The organism is Streptomyces sp. NPDC048370 (assembly GCF_043200825.1).
Taxonomy (GTDB): domain Bacteria; phylum Actinomycetota; class Actinomycetes; order Streptomycetales; family Streptomycetaceae; genus Streptomyces.
Map to the genome: position 1 here is coordinate 124,281 of NZ_JBICYI010000012.1, position 22,365 is coordinate 146,645.

Here is a 22,365-nt window from a genome sequence, read left to right on the forward strand (position 1 = left end):
CGCCCCTTCCGGGGTTACGCGCGGTCAGTTGTGACCGAAGCGCTTCTGCCGGCCCTTGCGGGCCATGTCACCGGGAGTCACCTGCGAGGCGCGCTGCTCCGCCTGCGACTCCATCGACGACTGCTGCGCCTGCTGGGTGCCGCGCTCGGCCGGCGAGGACTGCTGCTGACTGCGGTTCTGCTTGCGATTCTTGGCCATGGTGATGCCTCCTCTAACGGAATCTCGGGGCCAGGGCCGCTGCCAGACTCACACACGGGGTGAACCGCCGCATTTTGGATCATTACCGACAGTGAGGAGGGTGCCGGTCGGCCACGGAGTGACATTCGCCACGCCGATGATCCAGTTCCGACCGTCAACCTCCCGACGTTCGGGCAGACTCGAAGGAAATCCGAAGCAACTTCCGATCCCGAGGTTCCCGAAAGAGGGTGGAACACGTGGACCGCTGCGTCGTTCTGGTGGACGCCGGCTATCTGCTGGGCGCCGCCGCGAGCCTTCTCGCCGGGGAACCGGCCCGCTCCAGGATCACCGTCGACCACGCCGCGCTCATCCAGAACCTGAGGGAACGGGCCGAGGCGGACACCGAGCAGCCCCTGCTCCGCATCTACTGGTTCGACGGCGCACCCGACCGGGTGCCCCAGCCCGAGCACCGCAGGCTTCGGGTGATGCCCCGGGTCACCGTCCGGCTCGGGGCCCTGACCCGCAGCGACGGCCGCTGGGCCCAGAAGGGCGTCGACGCGGCCATGCACGCCGAGCTGACCGAGCTGGCGAGGAACCGGGCCTGCTCCGACGTGGTGCTCGTGACCGGCGACGGCGATCTGCTGCCCGGCCTGATGTCCGCCAAGGAACACGGCGTCGCCGTCCACCTCTGGGCCGTCCAGGCCGCCGACGGCGACTACAACCAGTCCGAGGACCTCGTCGCCGAGGCCGACGAACGCAGGGTCCTCGACCGGGCCTGGATCACCCGGGCCGTCCGCGCCAAGGACCTCACCGGCATCTGCGCGCCCCCGCCCGCCCCGCGCCCCGAGATCGCCGCGATCCTCTCCGCCCCGCTGCCCGAGTCGGCGCTCGCCGCCTCCGCCGAGCGGGCCGCGGAGGCGGCGGCCGCGGCAGCCGCCTCCGTACACAACGGAGCCTCGGCCCCCGACACCGCCGCGCCCGCCTCCGCCGAGGACGGACCGGCGGCGGCCGGGGTGCCCGCCCCGTCCCCCGGGAAGGGCGTCCCCACCCCCAAGGACCTGGCCGGGCTGCGTGCCCCCGGCGGCCCGGGCGCGCCCGGCGCGCAGCAGCCCGCGGGCGCCACGCTCCGCTGGTCTTCCGACAAGGGCTGGATCGACCGCCCGACCGCCGCACTCGGCGAGCCGCCCGAGACCGCGTCCCTGCCCACCCTCGCCCAGCTCACCAGCGCCGAACAGCGCTGGGCGGACCGCGAGGAGGACATCACCACCGTCGGCGGCGACCCCTTCGAGGTCGGGCAGGTGTTCGCGCGCCGCTGGATGGAACGGCTCCCCGAGCAGAGCCACGTCCAGAAGCTCTCCCTGATGTACCCGCGGATCCCGCACCGCATCGACGGCGAACTGCTCCGGTACGCGGCCAGGTTCGGCCTCCTCGCCCACAAGGACGACCAGATCGACGAGCACGACCGGTACGCGATCCGGGCGGGGTTCTGGCGCGAGATCGACGTCCGGGCCGCGGCGGAACGCGCCCCCGCGGGGGAGTAGGCCGAGGGACCCCGTAGGCTCTTCCCCCGTGAGTACGGTGTGCGTGGTGCGGGATCTGGTCAAGACGTACCCTGCCGCGCGCGCCCGGCGGGGAACGCCCGCGACGCCGGAGATCCGCGCCACCGACGGCATCAGCCTCGATGTCACGGGCGGCGAGATCTTCGGCCTGCTCGGGCCCAACGGCGCCGGCAAGTCCACGCTCGTCCGCCAGCTGACCGGACTGATGCGCCCCGACTCCGGCACGGTCGAACTGCTCGGCCACGATCTCGTACGCCACCCGGAGCGCGCCGCGCGGCTGCTCGCCTACCTCGGCCAGGAGTCCACCGCGCTCGACGAGCTGACGGTCGCGCTCGCCGCCGAGACCACGGCGCGGCTGCGCGGGCTCTCCGCGCGGGACGCCCGGGCCGAGAAGGACGCGGTCCTGGAGGAGCTGGGGCTGACCGAGCTCGCCGGGCGGCCGCTGAAGAAGCTCTCGGGCGGACAGCGACGGCTCGCCTGCGTCGCGGCCGCCCTGGTCGGCGAACGGCCCGTCCTCGTCCTCGACGAGCCCACCACCGGCATGGACCCGATCGCCCGGCGGGCCGTCTGGTCCGCCGTCGACCGGCGGCGCGCCGAACACGGCACCACCGTGCTGCTGGTGACCCACAACGTGATCGAGGCCGAGACCGTACTGGACCGGGTCGCCGTCCTGGAGCAGGGCCGGGTCATCGCCTGCGACACCCCGGCCGGGCTCAAGGAGCGGGTCGCGGGCGAGGTCAGGGTCGACCTGGTGTGGCGCGAGCGCGCCCCGCTGGAGGTGCCCGAGGTCGCCGCGCTGCGTGGGCTCGCGCAGGAGTCGGGGCGGCGCTGGACCCTCCGGCTCGCCCCGGACGAGGCCCGGGCGACGGTCGCGGCGGTGACGGGCGGGGCGGCTTTCGCGGCCCTGGACGACTTCACCTTGGCGACGCCGAGCCTGGAGGACGTGTATCTGGCGCTGGGCGGGGAGACGCAGGGGTTGGTCAAGGCGTGAGGAGCTGTACGGAGTGAGTATCGTGCCCGCCCAGGCGGCGTCGGGGGGGTCGGCTGTGCCGGGGGCTTCCGCTGCTTCTGCTTCTGCTTCTGCCTCTGACGTGTCATCCGGTGCGGCGGTCGGGAGCGCTGCCGCGCCTCTGGCGCCGCGCGCCCGGCTGCTGCCCGCGCTCGCCGCCGTGTACCGCGCGCAGCTCTCGCGGGCCCGGGTCTCCCGTATCCCCCTGCTCTTCGTGGCGACCTTCCAGTCCGTCGGGATCATGGTCCTGATGCGGGGCGTCGTCGACGGCGGGTCGGAGGCGCGCGCCGTGGTGGCGGGCTCTTCGGTGCTCGTCGTCGCGTTCGTCGCGCTCAACCTGCTCGCGCAGTACTTCGGGCAGCTGCGGGCGACCGGTGGGCTCGACCACTACGCCACCCTGCCGGTGCCGCCGGCGGCCGTGGTGCTCGGGGCGGCGGGGGCGTACGCGTCCTTCACGGTGCCGGGGACGGCGGTGACCGCGGTGATCGGGTCGCTGCTGTTCGGGCTGCCGCTCGGCAACCTCTGGATCCTCGCGGCGGTCGTGCCGCTGGTCGGGGCGGCGCTCGCCGGTCTGGGCGCGGCGCTCGGGCTGCTCGCGCCGCGTCAGGAACTCGCGACGCTGCTCGGGCAGCTGGGCATGTCGGCCGCGCTGCTCCTCGGCGTGCTGCCGGCGGACCGGCTGCCGGGGCCGATCGGCTGGGCGCGGGATCTACTGCCGTCGACGTACGGGGTGGAGGCGCTGGCCCGTACCTTCGACGCGCGTCCGGACTGGGCGGCGGTCGGCCTGGACCTCGCGGTGTGCGGGGTGGTCGGGGTGGTGTCGCTCGCGGTGGCGACGTGGGCGTATCGCCGGGCGGCGGTCCGCTGAGGCGGGTCGGTTCCGTACCTGGCACGATGGCGGGGTGACCGCACCTCTGACACCGCCTCACCAGCCTCACGAGCCGCCGAACGAGCCGCCGCACGACGCGGTGGGTTGGCCGGCGTCGTATCCGCCCCTGCCGAAGGACGACGGGGGCCCGAGCGTGGCCACGGAGCTGCGGCAGGCCGCCGTGGTGGCCGCGGTCTCGACGGTGGTCGGTGTGGCCCTGGGGCTGCTGTGGCTGTGGCTGGCCCCGAAGGTTCCGCTGATCTCGGACGGCAAGGCGGTGTTCCTGCGGGACAGCGAGGGGGAGTCGGCGGTCGGGGCGGACGGAACGTTCGTGCTGCTGGCGCTCGGCTTCGGTGTCGTGGCGGCGACGCTCGTCTTCCTGATCCACCGGCACGGCGGCGTGGCGCTGGTGCTCGCGCTGGCGGCGGGCGGTGTGCTGGGCTCGGCGCTCGGGTGGGGCGTGGGTACGTTCCTCGGCCCGACGCACGATGTGGTCGCGCACGCGCGGGAGGTGGGCCCGAACGTGGTCTTCGACGCGCCGCTGAAGCTGGAGATGTGGGCGGGGGCGTTGTTGGCGTGGCCCTTGGCGGCGATGATCGTCCACCTGGCCCTGACGGCCCTCTTCGGCCCGAGGGACCCGGAGGACACGTGGCCCCCGGAGCCGGCGGCCTGAGGCGCGTGGGCCGCGTGGGGCGCGGCCAGGGAGTCCCCCCAGTCCACCCATCCCCCAAACCCTGACGAGACCGGGGGCTCCGCCCCTGACCCCCCGAAGCGGCAGCTTCGCGCCGCGAGACCCTGGGGTCCGGCCCCCTCGGAGCGGCGGCTTCGCGCCGCGAGACCCACGGGCCCGCCCCCCGGAGTGGCAGCTTCGCGCCGCGAAGGCTCTGCCACCGGCCGAGGGCGCGGCTGCGCGCCGCGAGACGCCGGGGCTCCGCCGCTGCCCGCTAGGCCCTGCCGATGGGGGCCAGGACCGCTGCGGTCAAGGTCGTCAGGGCCGTGGGGGTGAGTTCTACCTCCAGGCCTCGGCGGCCTGCCGAGATGCAGATCGTGGCGTGGGCGGAGGCCGAGGCGTCCAGGACCGTGCGGAGGCGTTTGCGTTGGCCCAGGGGGGAGATGCCGCCTCGGACGTAGCCCGTCGTGCGTTCCGCCAGGGTGGGGTCCGCCATCGTCGCGCGTTTGCCGCCGACCGCCGAGGCCAGGGCCTTCAGGTCCAGCTGGCCGGCGACCGGGACGACCGCGACCGTCAGTTCGCCGTCGACGTCCGCGACCAGCGTCTTGAAGACCCGGTCGGGGGAGACGCCCAGCGCCTCCGCCGCCTCGTCGCCGTACGACGGCGACGCCGGGTCGTGGTCGTAGGAGTGGAGGGTGTACGGGACACCCGCCGTTGTCAGGGCCACCGTTGCCGGGGTGCCGCCCGCCTGTTTCTTCTGCTTCTTCGCCACGGGCGCTCCTCCGTCAGTTCGGGCTCGTCGGCGCCCGGGTCAGCTCCACCGCCGGCAGGGACGGCAGGTGCCGCAGCACCGCCGTCTCCGACCGCAGCAGCGTCAGCTCCTCGCGCAGCCGCGTCGCCGTGTCCGGCGCCTGCAGCAGCCGCTGCTTCGCCGGGGTGTCGAGGACCGCGGCCGCCGCCACCAGGTACGACACCACCGACGGGTCGTCCGGCAGGTCACTCGTCGTCAACGACCGCTCCCGCGCCCCGGCCAGCCGCTTCTGGTAGCTCCGGAACGCCCGCAGCACGCCCTCCGCGAGCGTGCCAGCCTCGTCGCCCTGCTCCTCCGGGATCTCCTCGACCTCGGCCACCAGGAACGGTCCGGTCGCGTCCACCGACAGCAGCTTCACCCGGGTCGTCCCGGTGGCCATCACCTCGAAGCTGCCGTTCGCCCGCTCTCGGATCGTCGCCGCGTCGGCGACGCAGCCGACCCGGTGGAACGCCTGGATGGGGTCGGGGCCGAAGCCCGCGGCGGGCCCCTTCTCCGGCAGCGCCGTCGGGTCCGGCATCCCCGGCGCCGTCGGCGCGACCTCACGGCCGTCGCGGATCGCGACGACGGCGAAGCGGCGGGGCTCCGACTCGTCGGTCTTGAGCAGCTCGCGCATCATGGCGCGATACCGCTCCTCGAACACGTTCAGGGGCAGCACGAGGCCCGGGAACAGCACCGCGTTGAGCGGGAAGAGGGGCAGGCGAGCGGTGGTCACAGCGGTCAAGCGTAATGGCCGCCGGGACCGCTTCGTCCGGGCCGTCCATGTCCGGTCCACCGGCCCCTCTCGCGGCCCGCTCCGCGGTCCGGTCCGTGGCCCTTTCCGCGGAGGGGAATCGTGCGGGCGACCTCGGCCCTCACGAGGTCCCGGGTCTCCAGGAAACCGTTCAGCGGATCGTCGCCGACCAGCGCCCACGGGAACGACGTGGCGTACGGGCCGATCTTCCGGAACTCCTCCAGGGCCTCCGCCCAGCGCCCCCGCTGGACCAGCACGTACACGAGCAGGTTGCGGACCTCGGCCGGCCAGGGATCGCCCTCCGGGTACGCCGCCGACAGCGCGAGCCCCCGGTCCGCCGCCGCGTCGATCCGGTCCTCCGGGATCGGCCCGCTGCCCGTCAGGTACTGGGCGAAGGCCGCGTTGACCGGGAGCACCCGGGCCAGCGAGCCGGGCGGGGCGTCCTCGGCGGCCTGCTCCGCGAAGTCGAAGCACTCGCGGTGCGAGCCGTACCACTGGGCCGAGAGGTAGCGCAGTGCGGCGATGTGGCAGCCGTAGTGGTGCGGGGAGCGGCGCACGGCCTGCTCCCACAGCGACTCGAAGGCCGCGTGCCCGGCGTGCGTGCCGCGCGCGTGGTCCAGGGCGAGCCGCCACGGCACCGGGTCGCCGGGGCAGGCCTCCGCCGCCGCGTCGATCAGCGGCCCCAGCTCGCGCAGCCGCTCCGCGCGGGCCGGCGACTCCCAGGCCCTGCGCACCGCGAGCTCGGCCTTCACGAGCAGGGCGTCCGGGTCGCGCGGCGCGGCCTGCAGCCAGTGGGTCAGCCACTCGTCCCTGCTGTACGCGAACGTGGCCAGACGCGCCACGTACCGGTCCCTGGCCTCCCACTCGGCGCCGTCCCTGGTCGTCGCGAGCAGCTTGGCCGCCGGCTCGGGATCGGCGAGCGCGGCCGCGATCAGCGCGGGGGCGAGACGCTCGTCCGGCACGTCGAGCAGCACGTCGTCGTCCGGCGGCAGTGCGGCGTTGAGCCGCGGTGCGTGCCGGACCAGTCGGGCGGTGCCGATCAGGGCGCGGAGCAAAGACATGGTGCGGACCATTGAAAACCGCAGGTGGGAGCGGCGCCAGTGGGGGACTGTGAAGCTTTGGTAGCGGCGGGAAAGTTGTCCTCCAGATGGTCAAGACAGCGTAAAGAAAGAGGTGGAGGTTGGCGCAATCCGTCCCCTGCGTCACACCAGTCCCACTGTTCTCGACGCGCTCGCCGCCCTCATCTCACCCTCGGCGCAGCAGTCGCGACGCACCCGCCGCCACCGTCGTCGCCAGCACCCAGCCCAGCAGGATCAGAACCGCCGCCCCCCACTGCCACAGGCCCTGAAGGCGCCAGTAGCCGTCCTGGCCGAGATTGATCACCGGCAGCAGCAGATCCAGCGCGTACAGCGTGGCGTTCCAGTTCGGCGACTCCTCCGGCTTCAGTGGCTGAGGGTCGTGGCGCGAGAACGCCAGGGCCCCCGCCGCCCAGAGCACCGCCATCCACAGCGCGGCCCGGCCCGGTCGGTAGCCGTACGCCACCGTCCAGTCCTGGAGGTAGCCCCAGAGCTTGCCCGCCACCGGCAGCGTCTCCCGGCGTCTGCGCTGCTTGGCGAGCAGCACCTCGCGGGCGTCCGCGTCCTCCCCGCTGTTGCGCAGCACCGTCGCCAGGCGTTCGTACGGCTCCGGGGCGTACTCCGGGGTCGCCGCCGCCACCCACTCCAGGCGGCGCGTCAGCGGGAAGTGGCCGTACGGCACGAGGTTCTCGTAGACGAAGCCGTTCATCGACAGGCCGCCCGGCCCGGGCCAGCTCGTGGAGAGGTCGATCAGCGTCACCACCCGGGCGCCGTTGAGCACCACCCGGCCCTCCTCCGGCTGCTCCCCGTTGAACCGCAGCTCCGGCGTCACGATCCGGCGCAGCGACACCTCCTCCCGCTTCGCCCCGTCGAGCACGAACCGCGCGTAGTGCAGGTCCACCGCGTCGCCGAACCGCCCGTCGTCCAGGCGCACCCCGCCGTGACACTCCACCGGCTTGCGCCGGGCCCCGCGCACCGGGGTGTAGCCGATGCCGTACGGAGGAGTGGCCGTGGCGTTCCCCGAGCCCTCGTACACCCACGCCGCGTTCAGATAGAGCGAGCGCTCGACCGTCAGCTGCGGCGCGTTCAGCGCGCGGCGCTGCTGTGCTCCGCGCAGCACGCTGCCCCGCAGGCTCAGCGACACCCCGACCTTCGCCCCGCGCAGGCTCAGCTCGCCGTACGTCTCGATCAGCTCGGCCTGCAGGTCCTGCGCCACCACGAGACCGTCGGCCGTGATCGCCCGGCCGCGCCGGTCCGGCCACACCCGGATCTGGTTGATCAGCAGGTCCGTGCCTATCTGGGCGTCCGTCAGCCGGATGCCGCGCTGCACCCGGCACCGGGGCAGATGCAGATCGCCCTGGGTGTGCAGCCGCGCCGCCTCGATCCGGGGTATCGCGCACTCCACCAACCGCACCGTGCCGAAGCGCGCCTCCGGCAGCACGATCTCCTGGTCGAACCGGCAGCGGTTCCACTCCACGTACGGATCGACCGTCCCGCCGGCCAGATTGAGCACGCCGGTGATCCGCACGCCGCGCAGCTTCAGCGCCGCGACCCGCCCCGAGCGCGGCGGCGGGCCGTCGAGCAGCAGCAGCGCCACCACCTCCGCGCGCACGCTGCGCTCCTCGCCCCAGACGTGCACGCCGAAGGGGTCGTCCCGTGTCGCGTCCCCCTCGCTCAGATCGCAGGTCCTGCCGATCCGGAAGGCCCGCCACATGACCCGCTCCGGGCCCGTCAGACCGTCCGGCATTCCGTCCTCGTGCGGCTCGGTCACTGCCGCCCCCTCGCTTTCCACGAATCCGCTTCCCTGGATTCGTACAGCCGTTCTTCCCGCTGAGTGACGGAGTGAACGCTAACGGTCAGCTGTGGCGACAAGACGCCAATGTGGCTCGTATCAGCCAGTGATACAGGCGTCCGGCGCTTGTGGGGCGTCTGCGAGAATTGACCCGTGATCTCTCGTATCGACCTGCGCGGCGACGCCCTCCCCGAGGGTGGCGCACTGCGCGACCTGCTGCCCCGTGCCGAGTTCGACGTGGAAGCCGCCCTGGAAAAGGTGCGGCCCATCTGCGAGGACGTCCATCATCGGGGCGACGCGGCGCTGGTCGAGTACGCGGAGAAGTTCGACGGTGTGACGCTGGAGCACGTGCGCGTGCCGGCCGAGGCGCTCGCCGAGGCCCTCGAGCAGCTCGACCCCGCCGTCCGCGAGGCCCTGGAGGAGTCCATCCGCCGGGCCCGGATCGTCCACCGCGCGCAGCGCCGCTCGACGCACACCACCCAGGTCGTGCCCGGCGGCACGGTCACCGAGAAGTGGATCCCCGTCCAGCGCGTCGGTCTCTACGCGCCCGGCGGCCGCTCCGTCTACCCCTCCTCCGTGATCATGAACGCCGTCCCGGCGCAGGAGGCGGGCGTCGAGTCCATCGCGCTCGCGTCCCCGCCGCAGAAGGAGTTCGGCGGCCTGCCGCACCCGACGATCCTCGCCGCGTGCGCGCTCCTCGGCGTCGACGAGGTGTACGCCGCCGGTGGCGCCCAGGCCGTCGCGATGTTCGCGTACGGCACCGAGTCCTGCGCCCCCGCCAACATGGTCACAGGACCCGGCAACATCTGGGTCGCCGCGGCCAAGCGGTACTTCACCGGCCGCATCGGCATCGACGCGGAGGCCGGCCCGACGGAGATCGCGATCCTCGCGGACTCCACCGCCGACCCCGTGCACGTCGCCGCCGACCTCATCAGCCAGGCCGAGCACGACCCGATGGCCGCCGCCGTCCTCGTCACCGACTCCGAGGAACTGGCCACCGCCACCGAGGCCGAGCTGAAGACCCAGGTCGCCGCCACCAAGCACATCGAGGATCGGATCGTCCCGGCCCTGGCCGGAAAGCAGTCCGCCATCGTCCTCGTCAGCGACCTGGAGGACGGCCTCAAGGTCGTCGACGCGTACGGCGCCGAGCACCTGGAGATCCAGACCGCCGACGCCGCCGCCCGCGCCGAGCGCGTCCGCAACGCGGGCGCGATCTTCATCGGCCCCTGGTCGCCGGTCTCCCTCGGCGACTACTGCGCCGGCTCCAACCACGTGCTGCCCACCGGCGGTTGTGCCTGCCACTCCTCCGGCCTGTCCGTCCAGTCCTTCCTGCGTGGCGTCCACATCGTGGACTACACCCGCGACGCCCTCGCCGACGTCACCCACCACGTCGTGACCCTCGCCGAGGCCGAGGACCTCCCCGCCCACGGCGCCGCGCTCAAGGCCCGGTTCGGATGGAAGGTGCCCGGCAAGTGACCACGTACGACACCGTCGGCATCGACGACCTGCCCATCCGGGACGAGCTGCGCGGCAAGTCCCCGTACGGCGCGCCGCAGCTCGATGTCCCCGTCCAGCTGAACACCAACGAGAACCCCTACCCGCTGCCCGAGCCCCTGGTGGCCCGGATCGCGGAGCGGGTCGCCGAGGCCGCCCGCGGCCTCAACCGCTACCCCGACCGGGACGCGATCGAGCTGCGCACCGAGCTCGCCCGCTACCTCACCCGAACCGGCAAGCACCCCGTCGCCGTCGAGAACGTCTGGGCCGCCAACGGCTCCAACGAGGTCCTCCAGCAGCTGCTGCAGACCTTCGGCGGCCCCGGCCGTACGGCCATCGGCTTCGAGCCCTCGTACTCGATGCACGCGCTCATCGCGCGCGGCACCGGCACCGGCTGGATCTCAGGCCCGCGCAACGAGGACTTCACGATCGACGTCGAGGCGGCCGAGAAGGCCATCGCCGAGAACCGTCCTGACGTCGTCTTCATCACCTCGCCCAACAACCCCACCGGCACGGCGGTCGAGGCCGGGACGGTCCTCGCGCTGTACGAGGCCGCCCAGGCGGCCAAGCCCTCGCTGGTGGTCGTCGACGAGGCGTACGTCGAGTTCAGCCACCGGGACTCGCTCCTGCCGCTGATCGAGGGCCGCCCGAACCTCGTCGTCTCCCGCACCATGTCCAAGGCCTTCGGCGCGGCCGGTCTGCGCCTGGGCTACCTGGCCGCCCACCCCGCCGTGGTCGACGCCGTGCAGCTCGTACGCCTGCCGTACCACCTGTCCGCCGTCACCCAGGCCACCGCGCTCGCCGCCCTGGAGCACACCGATACGCTCCTCGGGTACGTCGAACAGCTCAAGACCGAGCGGGACCGCCTGGTCACCGAGCTGCGCGCGATCGGCTACGAGGTCACCGAGTCCGACGCCAACTTCGTCCAGTTCGGCCGCTTCGACGGAGCCGCGGGCTCCCACGAGGCCTGGCAGAAGATCCTCGACCGGGGCGTCCTGGTCCGGGACAACGGCGTACCGGGCTGGCTGCGGGTCACCGCCGGCACCCCCGAAGAGAACGACGCGTTCCTCGACGCGGTCCGTGAAGTCAAGAAGGAGCAGAGCGCATGAGCCGCGTAGGAAGAGTCGAGCGCACCACCAAGGAGACCTCCGTCGTCGTCGAGATCGACCTCGACGGCACCGGCAAGGTCGACGTCGCCACCGGGGTCGGGTTCTACGACCACATGCTCGACCAGCTCGGCCGCCACGGGCTCTTCGATCTCACCGTCAAGACCGACGGCGACCTGCACATCGACTCGCACCACACCATCGAGGACACCGCCCTCGCCCTCGGCGCCGCCTTCAAGCAGGCGCTCGGCGACAAGGTCGGCATCTACCGCTTCGGCAACTGCACCGTCCCGCTGGACGAGTCCCTCGCCCAGGTCACCGTCGACCTCTCCGGCCGCCCCTACCTGGTGCACACCGAGCCCGAGAACATGGCGCCGATGATCGGCTCCTACGACACGACGATGACCCGGCACATCTTCGAGTCCTTCGTCGCCCAGGCTCAGATCGCCCTCCACATCCACGTGCCGTACGGGCGCAACGCCCACCACATCGTGGAGTGCCAGTTCAAGGCGCTGGCCCGGGCCCTGCGCTACGCCTCCGAGCGCGACCCGCGCGCGGCCGGCATCCTGCCTTCCACGAAGGGCGCGCTCTAACCCCATGACCGGCCTCTCCACCATCCTCATCGTCGTCGGGCTCTTCCTCGCCGGCGGTGTGTACTCCTTCTCCAAGCAGGAGCTACCCAAGGGCGTGATCGTCCTCCTCGCCATCGCCTCCGTGATGTGCCTGGTCGCGGGCGTCCTGCGGATTCAGGGAATCTGGGAATGAGCACTGCGAGCACCCCCAAGAAGGTCGTCGTCTTCGACTACGGCTTCGGCAACGTGCGCTCCGCCGAGCGCGCCCTCGCCCACGTCGGCGCCGACGTCGAGATCACCCGCGACTACGACAGGGCCATGAACGCCGACGGGCTCCTCGTCCCCGGCGTCGGCGCCTTCTCCGCCTGCATGAAGGGCCTCAAGGAGGCGCGCGGCGAGTGGATCGTCGACCGCCGCCTCTCCGGCGGACGCCCCGTGATGGGCATCTGCGTCGGCATGCAGATCCTCTTCGCCCGTGGCATCGAGCACGGCGTGGAGACCGAGGGTCTGGACGAGTGGCCCGGTACGGTCGAGCCGCTGAAGGCCCCGATCGTGCCCCACATGGGCTGGAACACCGTCGACGCGCCCGAGGACACCGAGCTGTTCGCGGGCCTCGACGCCGACGCCCGGTTCTACTTCGTGCACTCCTACGGAGTGCGGGAGTGGAGCCTGGAGGTCGGCAACCCGAACATGCGGGCCCCCAAGGTCACCTGGGCCACCCACGGCGAGCAGTTCGTCGCGGCCGTCGAGAACGGCGCCCTGTGGGCGACCCAGTTCCACCCCGAGAAGTCCGGCGACGCCGGAGCCCAGCTGCTGAAGAACTGGATCGGAACGCTGTGAGCAAGCTCGAACTCCTCCCCGCCGTCGACGTCCGTGACGGCCAGGCCGTCCGCCTCGTGCACGGCGAGTCCGGTACGGAGACGTCCTACGGCTCCCCGCTGGAGGCCGCCCTCGCGTGGCAGAACTCCGGCGCCGAGTGGCTGCACCTGGTCGACCTGGACGCCGCCTTCGGCACCGGCGACAACCGCGAGCTGATCGCCGAGGTCGCCCGGGCGATGGACATCAAGGTCGAGCTCTCCGGCGGCATCCGCGACGACGCCTCGCTCGCCGCCGCCCTCGCCACCGGCTGCACCCGCGTCAACCTGGGCACCGCCGCCCTGGAGACCCCCGAGTGGGTCGCCAAGGTCATCGCCGAGCACGGTGACCAGATCGCCGTCGGCCTCGACGTGCGCGGCACCACGCTCCGCGGCCGCGGCTGGACCCGCGACGGCGGCGACCTCTACGAGACGCTCGCCCGTCTCGACGCCGAGGGCTGCTCCCGCTACGTCGTCACCGACATCGCCAAGGACGGCACCCTGCAGGGCCCGAACCTGGAGCTCCTGAAGAACGTCTGCGCGGCCACCGACAAGCCCGTCGTCGCCTCCGGCGGCGTGTCGTCCCTGGACGACCTGCGCGCCCTGTCCGGGCTCGTCCCGCTGGGCGTCGAGGGCGCGATCGTCGGCAAGGCGCTGTACGCCAAGGCGTTCACCCTGGAAGAGGCCCTGGAGGCGGTGGCTTCCGTATGACCGACGCCGTCCGCAAGGTCGTCACCGGCGCTCCCTGGGAGGAGCAGTTCGGCTACTCCCGCGCGGTGGAGCTGCCGAACGGCCTGGTCCTCGTCGCCGGCTGTACGTCGGTGGTCGGCGGCCAGATCGCCGGCGGAGGCCCGTACGAGCAGGCGATCAACTCCTTCAACGTGGCCTTCGACGCGCTCAAGAAGCTCGACCTGGGCCCCGAGGACGTCGTACGGACCCGGATGTACATCACCCACGCACGGGACGTGGAGGAGGTCGGCCGCGCCCACAAGGAGCTGTTCGACGCCGTCCGCCCGGCGGCCTCGATGATCATCGTGTCCGGCTTCGTCGACCCGAGTCTGGTCGTCGAGGTCGAGGTCGAGGCGTACAGGAGTGGTGCGGCCGACGGAGGTGACGGGGCATGAGCCTCGCCGTACGCGTGATCCCCTGCCTGGACGTGGACAACGGCCGGGTCGTCAAGGGCGTCAACTTCCAGAACCTGCGCGACGCGGGCGACCCCGTCGAGATGGCGAAGCTGTACGACGCCGAGGGCGCCGACGAGCTGACCTTCCTCGACATCACCGCCTCCTCCGGCAACCGGGAGACGACCTACGACGTGGTGCGCCGCACCGCCGAGCAGGTCTTCATCCCGCTGACCGTGGGCGGCGGGGTGCGCGCGGCGGAGGACGTCGACAAGCTGCTGCGCGCCGGCGCCGACAAGGTCGGCGTCAACACCGCGGCGATCGCCCGGCCCGAGCTGATCCGCGAGATCGCGGAGCGCTTCGGCCGCCAGGTGCTCGTCCTGTCCGTGGACGCCCGCCGTACCGCCTCCGGCTCCTTCGAGGTGACGACGCACGGCGGCCGTAGGGGCACCGGCATCGACGCCGTCGAGTGGGCGCACCGGGCCGCCGAGCTGGGCGCGGGCGAGATCCTGCTCAACTCGATGGACGCGGACGGCACGAAGGACGGCTACGACACGGAGATGATCGCGGCCGTGCGCAAGCACGTGACCGTGCCGGTGATCGCGAGCGGGGGAGCGGGCAAGTTGTCCGACTTCCCGCCGGCGATCGCGGCGGGCGCGGACGCGGTGCTCGCGGCGTCGGTCTTCCACTTCGGCGACCTGCGGATCTCCGAGGTCAAGGACGCACTGCGGGGGGCGGGCCACCCGGTCCGCTGAACGACCGCACGGAAGGGCCCCTTCGGGGGCCCTTCTTCGTTCCGGAACGCGCAGTTTTATTTGCGCAACTTCCCTTGCGCAAGATTTCTTTCCTATTTATCGTCAGGGACATGACTTCGCCGGAGAACCGCCGGATCACCGACCTCGGCACCCTCAAGGCCATCTCGCACCCGCTGCGGATGCGCCTCTACCGCGCCCTCTTCGTGGCCCGCACCGCCACCGCGTCCCAGCTCGCCGACCAGGTCGACGAGGCCGTCTCGCTCGTCAGCTACCACCTGCGCAAGCTCGCCGACCACGGCCTCATCGAGGAGGCCGAGAACCCGTCGACGGACGGCCGCGAGCGGTGGTGGCGGCCCAGCTCCTACGGGGTCAGCGTGCACGACGAGGACATGCGCGGCGCCCCCGAGCTGGTCGCCGCGAGCGACGCCCTCGGTCGCACCGTCAACGAACAGCGCGTCGAGCTCCACCGGCGCTTCCTCGACGAGCGGCTCACCTGGTCCGGCGAGTGGCGCTCCGCCTCCGTCAGCTCCGAGTGGCTGCCCCGCCTCACCGCCGCCGAACTGGCCGCACTCGGCCAGGAGCTCGACACGGTCCTGCGGAAGTACGACGAGAGGGCGCGGGCCGCCGAGGCCGCCGGCGACACCGAGGGCCGCGAGAACGTCGCCGTCCACCTCCACGGCTTCCCCTACCGCCCATGACGGCGCTCACCGAGATCCCCGGCGCCCGGCCCGCCCGGCCCGCCCACCGTGACCCCAACGTCTTCCGCTGGCTCGGGGCGTACTCCGCCTCCGCCGTCGGCGACAGCGTCTACTACATCGCCCTCTCCTGGAGCGCCGTCCGTAGCGGCACCCCCGCCGAGGCCGGGCTCGTCATGGCCGTCAGCGCCGTGCCACGCGCCCTGCTCATGCTCGGCGGGGGAGTGATCGCCGACCGCTTCGGGCCGCGCCGGGTCGTCGTGGTCTCCGACACCGTCCGCTGCCTCGTCGTCCTCGGCGTGGCCGGGCTGCTCCTGCTCGGCAGCCCGGGCCTCTGGGTGCTCGCCGCCGCCGCCCTCGTCTTCGGCGCCGTCGACGCCCTCTTCCTGCCCGCCGTCGGCGCCCTGCCGCCCCGGATCGCCGCCCGCGACCAGCTCGCCCGCGTCCAGGGCATGCGCGGCCTCGCCCAACGCGCCGCCCTCGTCCTCGGCGCCCCGCTCGGCGGCCTCGCCGTCGCCCTCGGCGGACCGGCCGCCGCGTTCGGGGCCGCCGGGCTGCTCTTCGCCCTCGCGCTGCCGCTGCTGCTCACACTCCGCCTCGGCCCGCTGCCCGGCGGCGGGCCGTCCCGCGACGGCACCGCCCTGCGCGACCTCGCCGACGGCCTGCGCTACCTCCGCCGGCACCGCGTCCTCGGCCCCCTGATGATCGTCGTCGCACTCAGCGACCTCGGCTTCGTCGGCCCCTTCAACGTCGGCCTCGCGCTCCTCGCCGACGAGCGGGGCTGGGGCGCGTCGGGCATCGGCTGGGTCCTCGCCGGATTCGGTACGGGAGCCGCCGCCGCGTCCCTGGTCCTGACCGTGCGGGGCCGGATACCGCGCGCAGGGGCTGTCCTCGGCTGGACGATCGCCCTCGGCGCGGCCTCGATGGGCGCCCTCGCGTACGTACCGGAGCTGCCCGTCGCCGTGGCCCTGGCCCTCTCCGTGGGCCTGCTCGGGGGCCTCAGCGGCGCCCTGTGCGGAGCCCTCACCCAGACCGAGTGCGACCCCGCGTACCTCGGTCGGGTGACGGCCGTGACCAGCTTCGTCAGCCTGGGCCTCGCCCCGCTGAGCTTCCCGCTCACCGGCGCGGCGGTGGGCCTGTGGGGCCTCGGCCCGGTGTTCGTGGCGAGCGCGGCGATCTGCGTCCTGGGCGGACTGTACGGCCTGTCCGTCAAGGCCCTGCGCAGGGCGGAGCTGCCCGGCGGGCCTCAGGGCGGGCCGGGCCCCTCGACCTCCTAGGGCCTTTCGTTTGGATCATGCCGGGCTCCGGCCTGATCCAAACGAAAGGCCCTAGGGGCTACCGCCGGACAGCCCCTGGATCAGATCCCCAGCTGCTTCGCCTCGTGCAGGCGCTCGATCGCGTCCTGGTCGCCGTCCAGCTCCACCTTCGCCACGTCCTGGCGGCCGAAGACGAACATCGTCAGCTCGCCCGGTTCGCCGGAGACCGTCACCACCGGGGTGCCCTTGTGCGCGACCGCCGTCTGGCCGTTCGGGCGGCGCAGGACCAGGCCCACCGGGGCCTTGCGGCCGAGGAGGCGGGCGCCCTTCTCCAGGCGGGACCAGAGCGCGTCCGAGAAGACCGGGTCGAGCTCGCGCGGGGACCAGTCGGGCTGGGCGCGCCGTACGTCCTCCGTGTGGACGTAGAACTCGACGACGTTCGCCCCCTCGTCCACCTGCTTGATGGTGAACGGCGACATCCGCGGCGGCCCCGTCCGGATGAGCTGGATCAGCTCCTCGTACGGCTTCTCCGCGAACTCCGCCTGCACCCGGTCGAGCCGCGCCTTCAACGCCGGTACGAGGGATCCGGCGGCCGCGTCCGGGCGGCGCTCGCGCACCACCACATGGGCCGCCAGGTCCCGGGTCCGCCAGCCCTCGCAGAGCGTCGGGGCATCGGGCCCGGCCGCCTCCAACAGGTCGGCGAGCAGAAGGCGTTCACGCTTCGCATGGGTCGACATGCCCGCCAGCGTACGACCGCGACCCGTGGTCCGCCCAGTGGACGCCCACCTGGACGAACCCCATGCCACGGCACAATGGCCCCATGAGCAGCAATCTCGACCCGGCCATCGCCGCCCGCCTCAAGCGCAGCCCGGACGGACTCGTCCCGGCCATCGCCCAGCAGTACGACACCGGCGAGGTGCTGATGCTCGGCTGGATGGACGACGAGGCCCTCCACCGCACCCTCACCACCGGCCGCTGCACCTACTGGTCCCGCAGCCGGCAGGAGTACTGGGTCAAGGGCGACACCTCCGGCCACGTCCAGCACGTCAAGTCCGTCGCCCTCGACTGCGACGCCGACACCGTGCTCGTCAAGGTGGACCAGGTGGGGGCCGCCTGCCACACCGGCGCGCGGACCTGCTTCGACGCCGACGTCCTGCCCCTGGGCAAGTAGGGTCTGGCGCCATGGATCTCGAGACCTTCCGCAAGCTGGCGGCCGACCGCCGCGTGATTCCCGTCAGCCGCCGGCTCCTCGCGGACGGCGACACCCCGGTCGCGCTCTACCGCAAGCTCGCCGCCGAGCGCCCCGGCACGTTCCTCCTCGAATCCGCCGAGAACGGCTGCTCAGCCCAGTTGTGGTCTCGGTACTCCTTCATCGGCGTCCGCAGCGACGCCACCCTCACCGTCCACGACGGGCAGGCCCACTGGCTCGGCACCCCGCCCGTCGGCGTCCCCACCGACGGCGACCCGCTCGCCGCGCTGCGCGCCACGGTCGAGGCCCTGCACACCCCCCGCGACCTCGCCTCCGGCATGCCGCCCTTCACAGGCGGCATGGTCGGCTACCTCGGCTACGACATCGTCCGCCGCCTGGAGCGCATCGGGGACTCCACCCGGGACGACCTGGAGCTGCCCGAGCTGACCATGCTCCTCACCAGCGACCTCGCCGTCCTCGACCACTGGGACGGCTCGGTCCTGCTGATCGCCAACGCGATCAACCACAACGACCTGGAGACCGGCGTCGACGAGGCGTACGCCGACGCCGTCGCCCGGCTCGACGCCATGCAGGCCGACCTGGCCCGCCCCGTCGCCTCCGTCCCCGTCGCGCTCCCGCCCTCCGAGCTGCCGGAGTTCTCCGCGCTCTGGGGCGGCCCGGCCTACCAGGACGCCGTCGAGGACATCAAGGAGCGGATCCGGGCGGGCGAGGCCTTCCAGGTGGTCCCCTCACAGCGCTTCGAGACCCCGTGCCAGGCCTCCGCGCTCGACGTCTACCGCGTGCTGCGGGCCACCAACCCGTCCCCGTACATGTACCTCTTCCGCTTCGAGAACGGCTTCGACGTCGTCGGATCCAGCCCCGAGGCCCTCGTCAAGGTCGAGGACGGGCAGGCGATGGTCCACCCCATCGCCGGCACCCGGCACCGTGGCGCCACCCCGCAGGAGGACCACGACCTCGCCGAGGAGCTGCTCGCCGACCCCAAGGAGCGCGCCGAGCACCTGATGCTCGTCGACCTCGGCCGCAACGACCTCGGCCGGGTCTGCGAGCCGGGCTCGGTGGAGGTCGTCGACTTCATGTCGATCGAGCGGTACTCGCACGTCATGCACATCGTCTCGACCGTCACCGGCCGGGTCGCCGAGGGCAGGACCGCCTTCGACGTCCTCACCGCCTGCTTCCCCGCCGGCACGCTCTCGGGCGCCCCGAAGCCGCGCGCCATGCAGATCATCGAGGAGCTGGAGCCCTCCAGGCGCGGACTGTACGGCGGGTGCGTCGGCTACCTCGACTTCGCGGGGGACTCCGACACCGCCATCGCCATCCGTACGGCCCTGCTGCGCGACGGCACGGCGTACGTGCAGGCCGGAGCGGGTGTCGTCGCCGACTCCGACCCGGTCGCCGAGGACAACGAGTGCCGCAACAAGGCCGCCGCCGTCCTCCGCGCCGTACACACCGCCAACCGGATGAACGGCGCATGACGGCGTAAGGGATAGTGGGGTACGTGAGTGCTGTTCCCGTACCCCAGCCCCGAGCCGCTCGCGCGGGCGGCGCGGCCGCCGCGCCCGGCGGCCGCCGCAGCCTGGCCGCGGCTCTCCTGCTCGGCGCCCTCGGCGCCACCGTCGTGCTGCTGTCCGCAGGCCAGATCTGGGCCCAGGGCGCGGCGTCGGTCGGCGGCGGCACGGTGCCCGTCGAGGCCGACGGCGGCGCCGTCACCGGCGTACCGACGGCGCTCGCGATCGTCGGCCTCGCCGCGCTCGTCGCCGTCTTCGCCGTCCGTCGCGCCGGACGCACCCTGGTCTCCGGCCTGCTCGCGCTCAGCGGCGCGGGCGCGGCGGCGGCCGCGTTCCTCGGCGCGTCCGACAGCGACGCCCTTGACGCCGAGGCCGCCCGGATCTCCGGCGACACCGCGGCGACGGTCGCGGGCCTCACCCACACCGCCTGGCCGTACGTCACGGCGGGCGGCGCGCTGCTGATCCTGATCGCCGGGCTGCTCGCGCTGCGCTACGGCACCAGCTGGCCCGCGATGGGCGGACGGTACGAGCGCGCCGCCGCCCCGCGCGCCGGGCGCCCGGCGCCCCGCACGGCGGCGACGGACCGGCCCGAGGACCTGTGGAAGGCCCTGGACCGCGGCGAGGACCCCACGGACAAGGACTGACCGCGCGGGCGTCGGGCGCGCGGACACGGGACCCGCGGGCATCGGACGCCCGGGCCGGGCGCGACGCGTGATCGTCGGGCCACCCCGATTCATCCTCGCGCCCCTGTGTGCGGGACAATGACCACGAGTGTCCGCGCACGCGTGAGACCTCACCATCGAGCCACCACCGAGCAACAGCAACGAGGAGCAACTCATGGCGGGCAGCGCCCACGGACACACCCCGGCCGCCTGGACCGGTGTCATCATCTCCTTCATCGGCTTCTGCATCGCCGGAGTCTTCATGGTGGCGGCCAACACGGCCGGCTTCTGGGCCGGCATGGCCGTCATCCTGCTCGGCGGCGTCATCGGCCTGGCGATGAGGGTGGCGGGCCTGGGCATGCCGAAGGAGTCGGCTGCGGTCGCCGCGGCCCGCGAGACGGCGACGGCGAAGGCGCGCGCCTGACGGCAGCGGCACATGACACGCGCGAAGGCGCAGTCCGGCGGGGCCGGGCTGCGCCTTCGCGCGTCAGGGGCGAGAATCACCGGGTGGACGCGAAGCCGACGACTCCCGCCGTGACCGACACCCCCGCGGCGCCTGAGGCCCAGGGGAGCTCTGGCGCGCCCCCGGTCTTCGTCGGGACCGACGGCCCGCCGGCCCCGCCGCTCGCGGCCGGGGCGGCGTTCGGTCGGCATGCCCACGGTGCCCGCGCACCCCGCGCACCCCGTGAGCCCCGGTCGCTCGGGGCGCGGCTGCCGGCGCCGCTCGGCACGCTCGCCGGGGTCGCCGCCGCGTTCGCGTACGTCGCGGCCGTCGACCCCAACGAACCCGGGCACTATCCCGTCTGCCCACTCCTCCGCTTCACCGGCCTGTACTGCCCCGGCTGCGGCGGGCTCCGCAGCGCCCACGCCTTCGTCCACGGCGAGCTCGCCACCGCGTTCGGCGCCAACGCCCTCGCCGTCCTCGGCTACGGCCTCTTCGCCGTCGTCATGGCCGTCTGGCTGATTCGCGCCGTACGCGCCGTGCCCATGAGGGTCGCGATCAGCCCCGCCTGGTGGTGGGGGATCGGCGCTGTTCTCGCCCTCTTCACCGTGGTGCGGAACCTCCCGTTCGGCTCCGCGCTCGCCCCATGACGCCTCCCGCGAAGTCCCAGCACGTGGGACGCATGTCGGCCGGATGCGGGTCCCGAGCCCTCGTGCGGATACCATCGACATGGCTGAACCTGGTTCATCCACACGACCGTCACCATCACCGTCCCGGAAGGGGGCCTCTCGCGTGAGTGTGCTCGACGAGATCATCGAAGGCGTACGCGCCGACCTCGCAGAGCGGCAGGCGCGGGTCTCCCTCGACGAGCTCAAGGAGCGCGCCGCCAAGGCGCCGCAGGCCAAGGACGGCGTCGCCGCACTGCGCGGCGAGGGCGTCACCGTGATCTGCGAGGTCAAGCGCTCCAGCCCGTCCAAGGGCGCACTCGCCGCGATCGCCGACCCGGCCGGTCTCGCCGCCGACTACGAGGCGGGCGGCGCCGCCGTCATCTCCGTGCTCACCGAGGAGCGCCGCTTCGGCGGTTCGCTCGCCGACCTGGAGGCCGTCCGCGCCCGGGTCGACATCCCGGTGCTGCGCAAGGACTTCATCGTCACGGCGTACCAGCTGTGGGAGGCCCGGGCCTACGGCGCCGACCTCGCGCTCCTGATCGTCGCCGCCCTCGAGCAGGAGGCCCTCGTCTCCCTCATCGAGCGCGCCGAGTCCATCGGCCTCACGCCGCTGGTCGAGGTCCACGACGAGGACGAGGTCGAGCGCGCCGTCGAGGCGGGCGCCCGGATCATCGGCGTCAACGCGCGGAACCTCAAGACCCTCAAGGTCGACCGCTCCACCTTCGAGCGGGTCGCCCCCGAGATCCCGGCCGGCATCGTCAAGGTCGCCGAGTCCGGCGTCCGCGGGCCGCACGACCTCATCGCGTACGCCAACGCCGGCGCCGACGCGGTCCTGGTCGGCGAGTCCCTCGTGACCGGCCGCGACCCGAAGGCCGCCGTCGCCGACCTGGTCGCCGCCGGCGCCCACCCGGCCCTGCGCCACGGGCGGGGCTGACCCCACCATGACCTCGTACCGCGTCGCCACGCCGACCACCCAGGGCCTCGCCGCCCCGGGTGGGTTCGGCGCGGCCGCGGTGACGACGCGCGCGATGCGCACCCGGCTCCGTACCGCCGCCGCGCCCGCGCACGCCCCGCTGGCCCGGGGCTGCCGCCCGCGCGGCTGCCGGGCCCCCGCCCGCCGGGTCCACGGCCGCCGTGTGCGGTACGTGATCGGCAGCGAGCCGGGCCAGGTCAACGGGATGCGATGGCGCGGGCGCCTCGCGCGCACTCTCACGAACGCCGGCCTTTAGCCACTCCGCCGTACCTCGGCCACCCCCCCCGTGTGGGCAGTCGTCCCGCTGGGCGGGACGGGTGGGCACACGGGACGGCGCCCTTACGGGCGCGTCCGCTCCCT

Annotated in this window: 27 protein-coding genes; 21 read left to right on the forward strand and 6 right to left on the reverse strand. The window is 73.2% G+C overall.

Annotated elements, in window-relative coordinates:
* Window positions 1-24: 24 nt before the first annotated feature.
* A complete protein-coding gene (locus ACGFYP_RS24860) occupies window positions 25-198 on the reverse strand; it encodes a hypothetical protein (protein WP_393497506.1) in 174 nt (57 codons plus the stop codon).
* 236 nt (window positions 199-434) lie between these two features.
* Here ACGFYP_RS24860 and ACGFYP_RS24865 point away from each other — a divergent pair, with 236 nt between their 5' ends.
* From ACGFYP_RS24865 to ACGFYP_RS24880, 4 genes are all read left to right on the forward strand, one after another.
* Window positions 435-1,718, forward strand: a complete 1,284-nt coding sequence (locus tag ACGFYP_RS24865) for an NYN domain-containing protein (RefSeq protein ID WP_393497509.1) — start codon at window positions 435-437, stop codon at window positions 1,716-1,718.
* Window positions 1,719-1,755: 37 nt separating this feature from the next.
* A complete protein-coding gene (locus ACGFYP_RS24870) occupies window positions 1,756-2,727 on the forward strand; it encodes an ABC transporter ATP-binding protein (RefSeq protein WP_393497869.1) in 972 nt (323 codons plus the stop codon).
* Window positions 2,728-2,827: 100 nt separating this feature from the next.
* A complete protein-coding gene (locus tag ACGFYP_RS24875; RefSeq protein WP_393497512.1) occupies window positions 2,828-3,613 on the forward strand; it encodes an ABC transporter permease in 786 nt (261 codons plus the stop codon).
* A gap of 154 nt (window positions 3,614-3,767) precedes the next feature.
* A complete protein-coding gene (locus ACGFYP_RS24880) occupies window positions 3,768-4,286 on the forward strand; it encodes an ABC transporter permease (RefSeq protein WP_393497515.1) in 519 nt (172 codons plus the stop codon).
* Window positions 4,287-4,557: 271 nt separating this feature from the next.
* Here ACGFYP_RS24880 and ybaK read toward each other — a convergent pair whose 3' ends face one another.
* The 4 genes from ybaK to ACGFYP_RS24900 all read right to left on the reverse strand — a co-directional run bounded on the left by ybaK (window position 4,558) and on the right by ACGFYP_RS24900 (window position 8,671).
* Window positions 4,558-5,055, reverse strand: a complete 498-nt coding sequence (gene ybaK, locus ACGFYP_RS24885; protein ID WP_393497518.1) for a Cys-tRNA(Pro) deacylase — start codon at window positions 5,053-5,055, stop codon at window positions 4,558-4,560.
* 13 nt (window positions 5,056-5,068) lie between these two features.
* Complete coding sequence (locus tag ACGFYP_RS24890) at window positions 5,069-5,806, reverse strand: LON peptidase substrate-binding domain-containing protein (protein ID WP_361967660.1); 738 nt, start codon at window positions 5,804-5,806, stop codon at window positions 5,069-5,071.
* A gap of 5 nt (window positions 5,807-5,811) precedes the next feature.
* Complete coding sequence (locus ACGFYP_RS24895) at window positions 5,812-6,897, reverse strand: hypothetical protein (RefSeq protein ID WP_393497522.1); 1,086 nt, start codon at window positions 6,895-6,897, stop codon at window positions 5,812-5,814.
* Between the two features lie 172 nt (window positions 6,898-7,069).
* A complete protein-coding gene (locus ACGFYP_RS24900) occupies window positions 7,070-8,671 on the reverse strand; it encodes an oxidoreductase (RefSeq protein WP_393497525.1) in 1,602 nt (533 codons plus the stop codon).
* Window positions 8,672-8,845: 174 nt separating this feature from the next.
* On the opposite strand from ACGFYP_RS24900, the gene hisD reads away from it, so the two are divergent.
* The 10 genes from hisD to ACGFYP_RS24950 all read left to right on the forward strand — a co-directional run bounded on the left by hisD (window position 8,846) and on the right by ACGFYP_RS24950 (window position 16,566).
* Entirely contained in the window at window positions 8,846-10,168 is a 1,323-nt protein-coding gene (hisD, locus tag ACGFYP_RS24905) for a histidinol dehydrogenase (RefSeq protein WP_393497528.1), read from the forward strand.
* The gene (locus ACGFYP_RS24910; RefSeq protein ID WP_393497531.1) at window positions 10,165-11,295 is read left to right on the forward strand and encodes a histidinol-phosphate transaminase; all 1,131 of its coding nucleotides are present in this window, start codon (window positions 10,165-10,167) and stop codon (window positions 11,293-11,295) included. The genes hisD and ACGFYP_RS24910 overlap by 4 nt, the downstream gene beginning before the upstream one ends.
* On the forward strand, window positions 11,292-11,885 hold the full coding sequence (gene hisB, locus ACGFYP_RS24915; RefSeq protein ID WP_158986436.1) for an imidazoleglycerol-phosphate dehydratase HisB: 594 nt from the start codon (window positions 11,292-11,294) through the stop codon (window positions 11,883-11,885). Before ACGFYP_RS24910 ends, hisB begins: the two co-directional genes overlap by 4 nt.
* A 4-nt stretch (window positions 11,886-11,889) precedes the next feature.
* Entirely contained in the window at window positions 11,890-12,057 is a 168-nt protein-coding gene (locus ACGFYP_RS24920) for a hypothetical protein (RefSeq protein ID WP_361967670.1), read from the forward strand.
* Window positions 12,054-12,704, forward strand: coding sequence for an imidazole glycerol phosphate synthase subunit HisH (hisH, locus tag ACGFYP_RS24925; protein ID WP_393497536.1), 651 nt, complete (start codon window positions 12,054-12,056; stop codon window positions 12,702-12,704). The genes ACGFYP_RS24920 and hisH overlap by 4 nt, the downstream gene beginning before the upstream one ends.
* Window positions 12,701-13,429 carry a bifunctional 1-(5-phosphoribosyl)-5-((5-phosphoribosylamino)methylideneamino)imidazole-4-carboxamide isomerase/phosphoribosylanthranilate isomerase PriA gene (gene priA, locus ACGFYP_RS24930; RefSeq protein ID WP_393497538.1) on the forward strand — a complete coding sequence of 243 codons (729 nt, stop codon included), beginning with the start codon at window positions 12,701-12,703 and terminating at the stop codon, window positions 13,427-13,429. The genes hisH and priA overlap by 4 nt, the downstream gene beginning before the upstream one ends.
* A complete protein-coding gene (locus ACGFYP_RS24935; protein ID WP_393497541.1) occupies window positions 13,426-13,842 on the forward strand; it encodes a RidA family protein in 417 nt (138 codons plus the stop codon). Before priA ends, ACGFYP_RS24935 begins: the two co-directional genes overlap by 4 nt.
* Complete coding sequence (gene hisF, locus ACGFYP_RS24940; protein WP_361967678.1) at window positions 13,839-14,594, forward strand: imidazole glycerol phosphate synthase subunit HisF; 756 nt, start codon at window positions 13,839-13,841, stop codon at window positions 14,592-14,594. The genes ACGFYP_RS24935 and hisF overlap by 4 nt, the downstream gene beginning before the upstream one ends.
* 110 nt (window positions 14,595-14,704) lie before the next feature.
* The gene (locus tag ACGFYP_RS24945; protein ID WP_393497545.1) at window positions 14,705-15,292 is read left to right on the forward strand and encodes an ArsR/SmtB family transcription factor; all 588 of its coding nucleotides are present in this window, start codon (window positions 14,705-14,707) and stop codon (window positions 15,290-15,292) included.
* Window positions 15,289-16,566: an MFS transporter gene (locus tag ACGFYP_RS24950; RefSeq protein WP_393497548.1), complete on the forward strand. Its 1,278-nt coding sequence runs from the start codon at window positions 15,289-15,291 to the stop codon at window positions 16,564-16,566. The genes ACGFYP_RS24945 and ACGFYP_RS24950 overlap by 4 nt, the downstream gene beginning before the upstream one ends.
* Before the next feature lie 80 nt (window positions 16,567-16,646).
* Here ACGFYP_RS24950 and ACGFYP_RS24955 read toward each other — a convergent pair whose 3' ends face one another.
* Window positions 16,647-17,282 carry a TIGR03085 family metal-binding protein gene (locus tag ACGFYP_RS24955; protein WP_361967684.1) on the reverse strand — a complete coding sequence of 212 codons (636 nt, stop codon included), beginning with the start codon at window positions 17,280-17,282 and terminating at the stop codon, window positions 16,647-16,649.
* 62 nt (window positions 17,283-17,344) lie between these two features.
* Between ACGFYP_RS24955 and hisI the strand changes: the two genes are divergently transcribed.
* The 7 genes from hisI to trpM all read left to right on the forward strand — a co-directional run bounded on the left by hisI (window position 17,345) and on the right by trpM (window position 22,261).
* A complete protein-coding gene (gene hisI / locus ACGFYP_RS24960) occupies window positions 17,345-17,716 on the forward strand; it encodes a phosphoribosyl-AMP cyclohydrolase (protein WP_393497553.1) in 372 nt (123 codons plus the stop codon).
* An 11-nt stretch (window positions 17,717-17,727) separates the two neighbouring features.
* Window positions 17,728-19,227: an anthranilate synthase component I gene (locus tag ACGFYP_RS24965; RefSeq protein ID WP_393497556.1), complete on the forward strand. Its 1,500-nt coding sequence runs from the start codon at window positions 17,728-17,730 to the stop codon at window positions 19,225-19,227.
* A gap of 14 nt (window positions 19,228-19,241) precedes the next feature.
* Window positions 19,242-19,904, forward strand: coding sequence for a TIGR02234 family membrane protein (locus ACGFYP_RS24970; protein ID WP_393497559.1), 663 nt, complete (start codon window positions 19,242-19,244; stop codon window positions 19,902-19,904).
* Between the two features lie 193 nt (window positions 19,905-20,097).
* Window positions 20,098-20,346: an HGxxPAAW family protein gene (locus tag ACGFYP_RS24975; RefSeq protein ID WP_361967690.1), complete on the forward strand. Its 249-nt coding sequence runs from the start codon at window positions 20,098-20,100 to the stop codon at window positions 20,344-20,346.
* 83 nt (window positions 20,347-20,429) lie between these two features.
* Window positions 20,430-21,014: a DUF2752 domain-containing protein gene (locus tag ACGFYP_RS24980; RefSeq protein ID WP_393497564.1), complete on the forward strand. Its 585-nt coding sequence runs from the start codon at window positions 20,430-20,432 to the stop codon at window positions 21,012-21,014.
* Window positions 21,015-21,156: 142 nt separating this feature from the next.
* The gene (gene trpC, locus ACGFYP_RS24985; protein ID WP_361967692.1) at window positions 21,157-21,966 is read left to right on the forward strand and encodes an indole-3-glycerol phosphate synthase TrpC; all 810 of its coding nucleotides are present in this window, start codon (window positions 21,157-21,159) and stop codon (window positions 21,964-21,966) included.
* A gap of 94 nt (window positions 21,967-22,060) precedes the next feature.
* Complete coding sequence (gene trpM, locus ACGFYP_RS24990; protein WP_393497872.1) at window positions 22,061-22,261, forward strand: tryptophan biosynthesis modulator TrpM; 201 nt, start codon at window positions 22,061-22,063, stop codon at window positions 22,259-22,261.
* The last annotated feature ends 104 nt before the right edge of the window (window positions 22,262-22,365 follow it).

Excerpts from the sequence above, each read along its gene's own strand:
- ACGFYP_RS24945 (WP_393497545.1), top strand. The coding sequence starts at position 14,705 with ATGACTTCGCCGGAGAACCGCCGGATCACCGACCTCGGCACCCTCAAG.
- ACGFYP_RS24935 (WP_393497541.1), top strand. The coding sequence starts at position 13,426 with ATGACCGACGCCGTCCGCAAGGTCGTCACCGGCGCTCCCTGGGAGGAG.
- hisI (WP_393497553.1), top strand. The coding sequence starts at position 17,345 with ATGCCACGGCACAATGGCCCCATGAGCAGCAATCTCGACCCGGCCATC.
- hisB (WP_158986436.1), top strand. The coding sequence starts at position 11,292 with ATGAGCCGCGTAGGAAGAGTCGAGCGCACCACCAAGGAGACCTCCGTC.
- ACGFYP_RS24950 (WP_393497548.1), top strand. The coding sequence starts at position 15,289 with ATGACGGCGCTCACCGAGATCCCCGGCGCCCGGCCCGCCCGGCCCGCC.
- trpM (WP_393497872.1), top strand. The coding sequence starts at position 22,061 with ATGCGCACCCGGCTCCGTACCGCCGCCGCGCCCGCGCACGCCCCGCTG.
- hisH (WP_393497536.1), top strand. The coding sequence starts at position 12,054 with ATGAGCACTGCGAGCACCCCCAAGAAGGTCGTCGTCTTCGACTACGGC.
- ACGFYP_RS24965 (WP_393497556.1), top strand. The coding sequence starts at position 17,728 with ATGGATCTCGAGACCTTCCGCAAGCTGGCGGCCGACCGCCGCGTGATT.
- ACGFYP_RS24920 (WP_361967670.1), top strand. The coding sequence starts at position 11,890 with ATGACCGGCCTCTCCACCATCCTCATCGTCGTCGGGCTCTTCCTCGCC.
- ACGFYP_RS24860 (WP_393497506.1), bottom strand. The coding sequence starts at position 198 with ATGGCCAAGAATCGCAAGCAGAACCGCAGTCAGCAGCAGTCCTCGCCG.
- ACGFYP_RS24895 (WP_393497522.1), bottom strand. The coding sequence starts at position 6,897 with ATGGTCCGCACCATGTCTTTGCTCCGCGCCCTGATCGGCACCGCCCGA.
- ACGFYP_RS24955 (WP_361967684.1), bottom strand. The coding sequence starts at position 17,282 with ATGTCGACCCATGCGAAGCGTGAACGCCTTCTGCTCGCCGACCTGTTG.
- ACGFYP_RS24975 (WP_361967690.1), top strand. The coding sequence starts at position 20,098 with ATGGCGGGCAGCGCCCACGGACACACCCCGGCCGCCTGGACCGGTGTC.
- hisF (WP_361967678.1), top strand. The coding sequence starts at position 13,839 with ATGAGCCTCGCCGTACGCGTGATCCCCTGCCTGGACGTGGACAACGGC.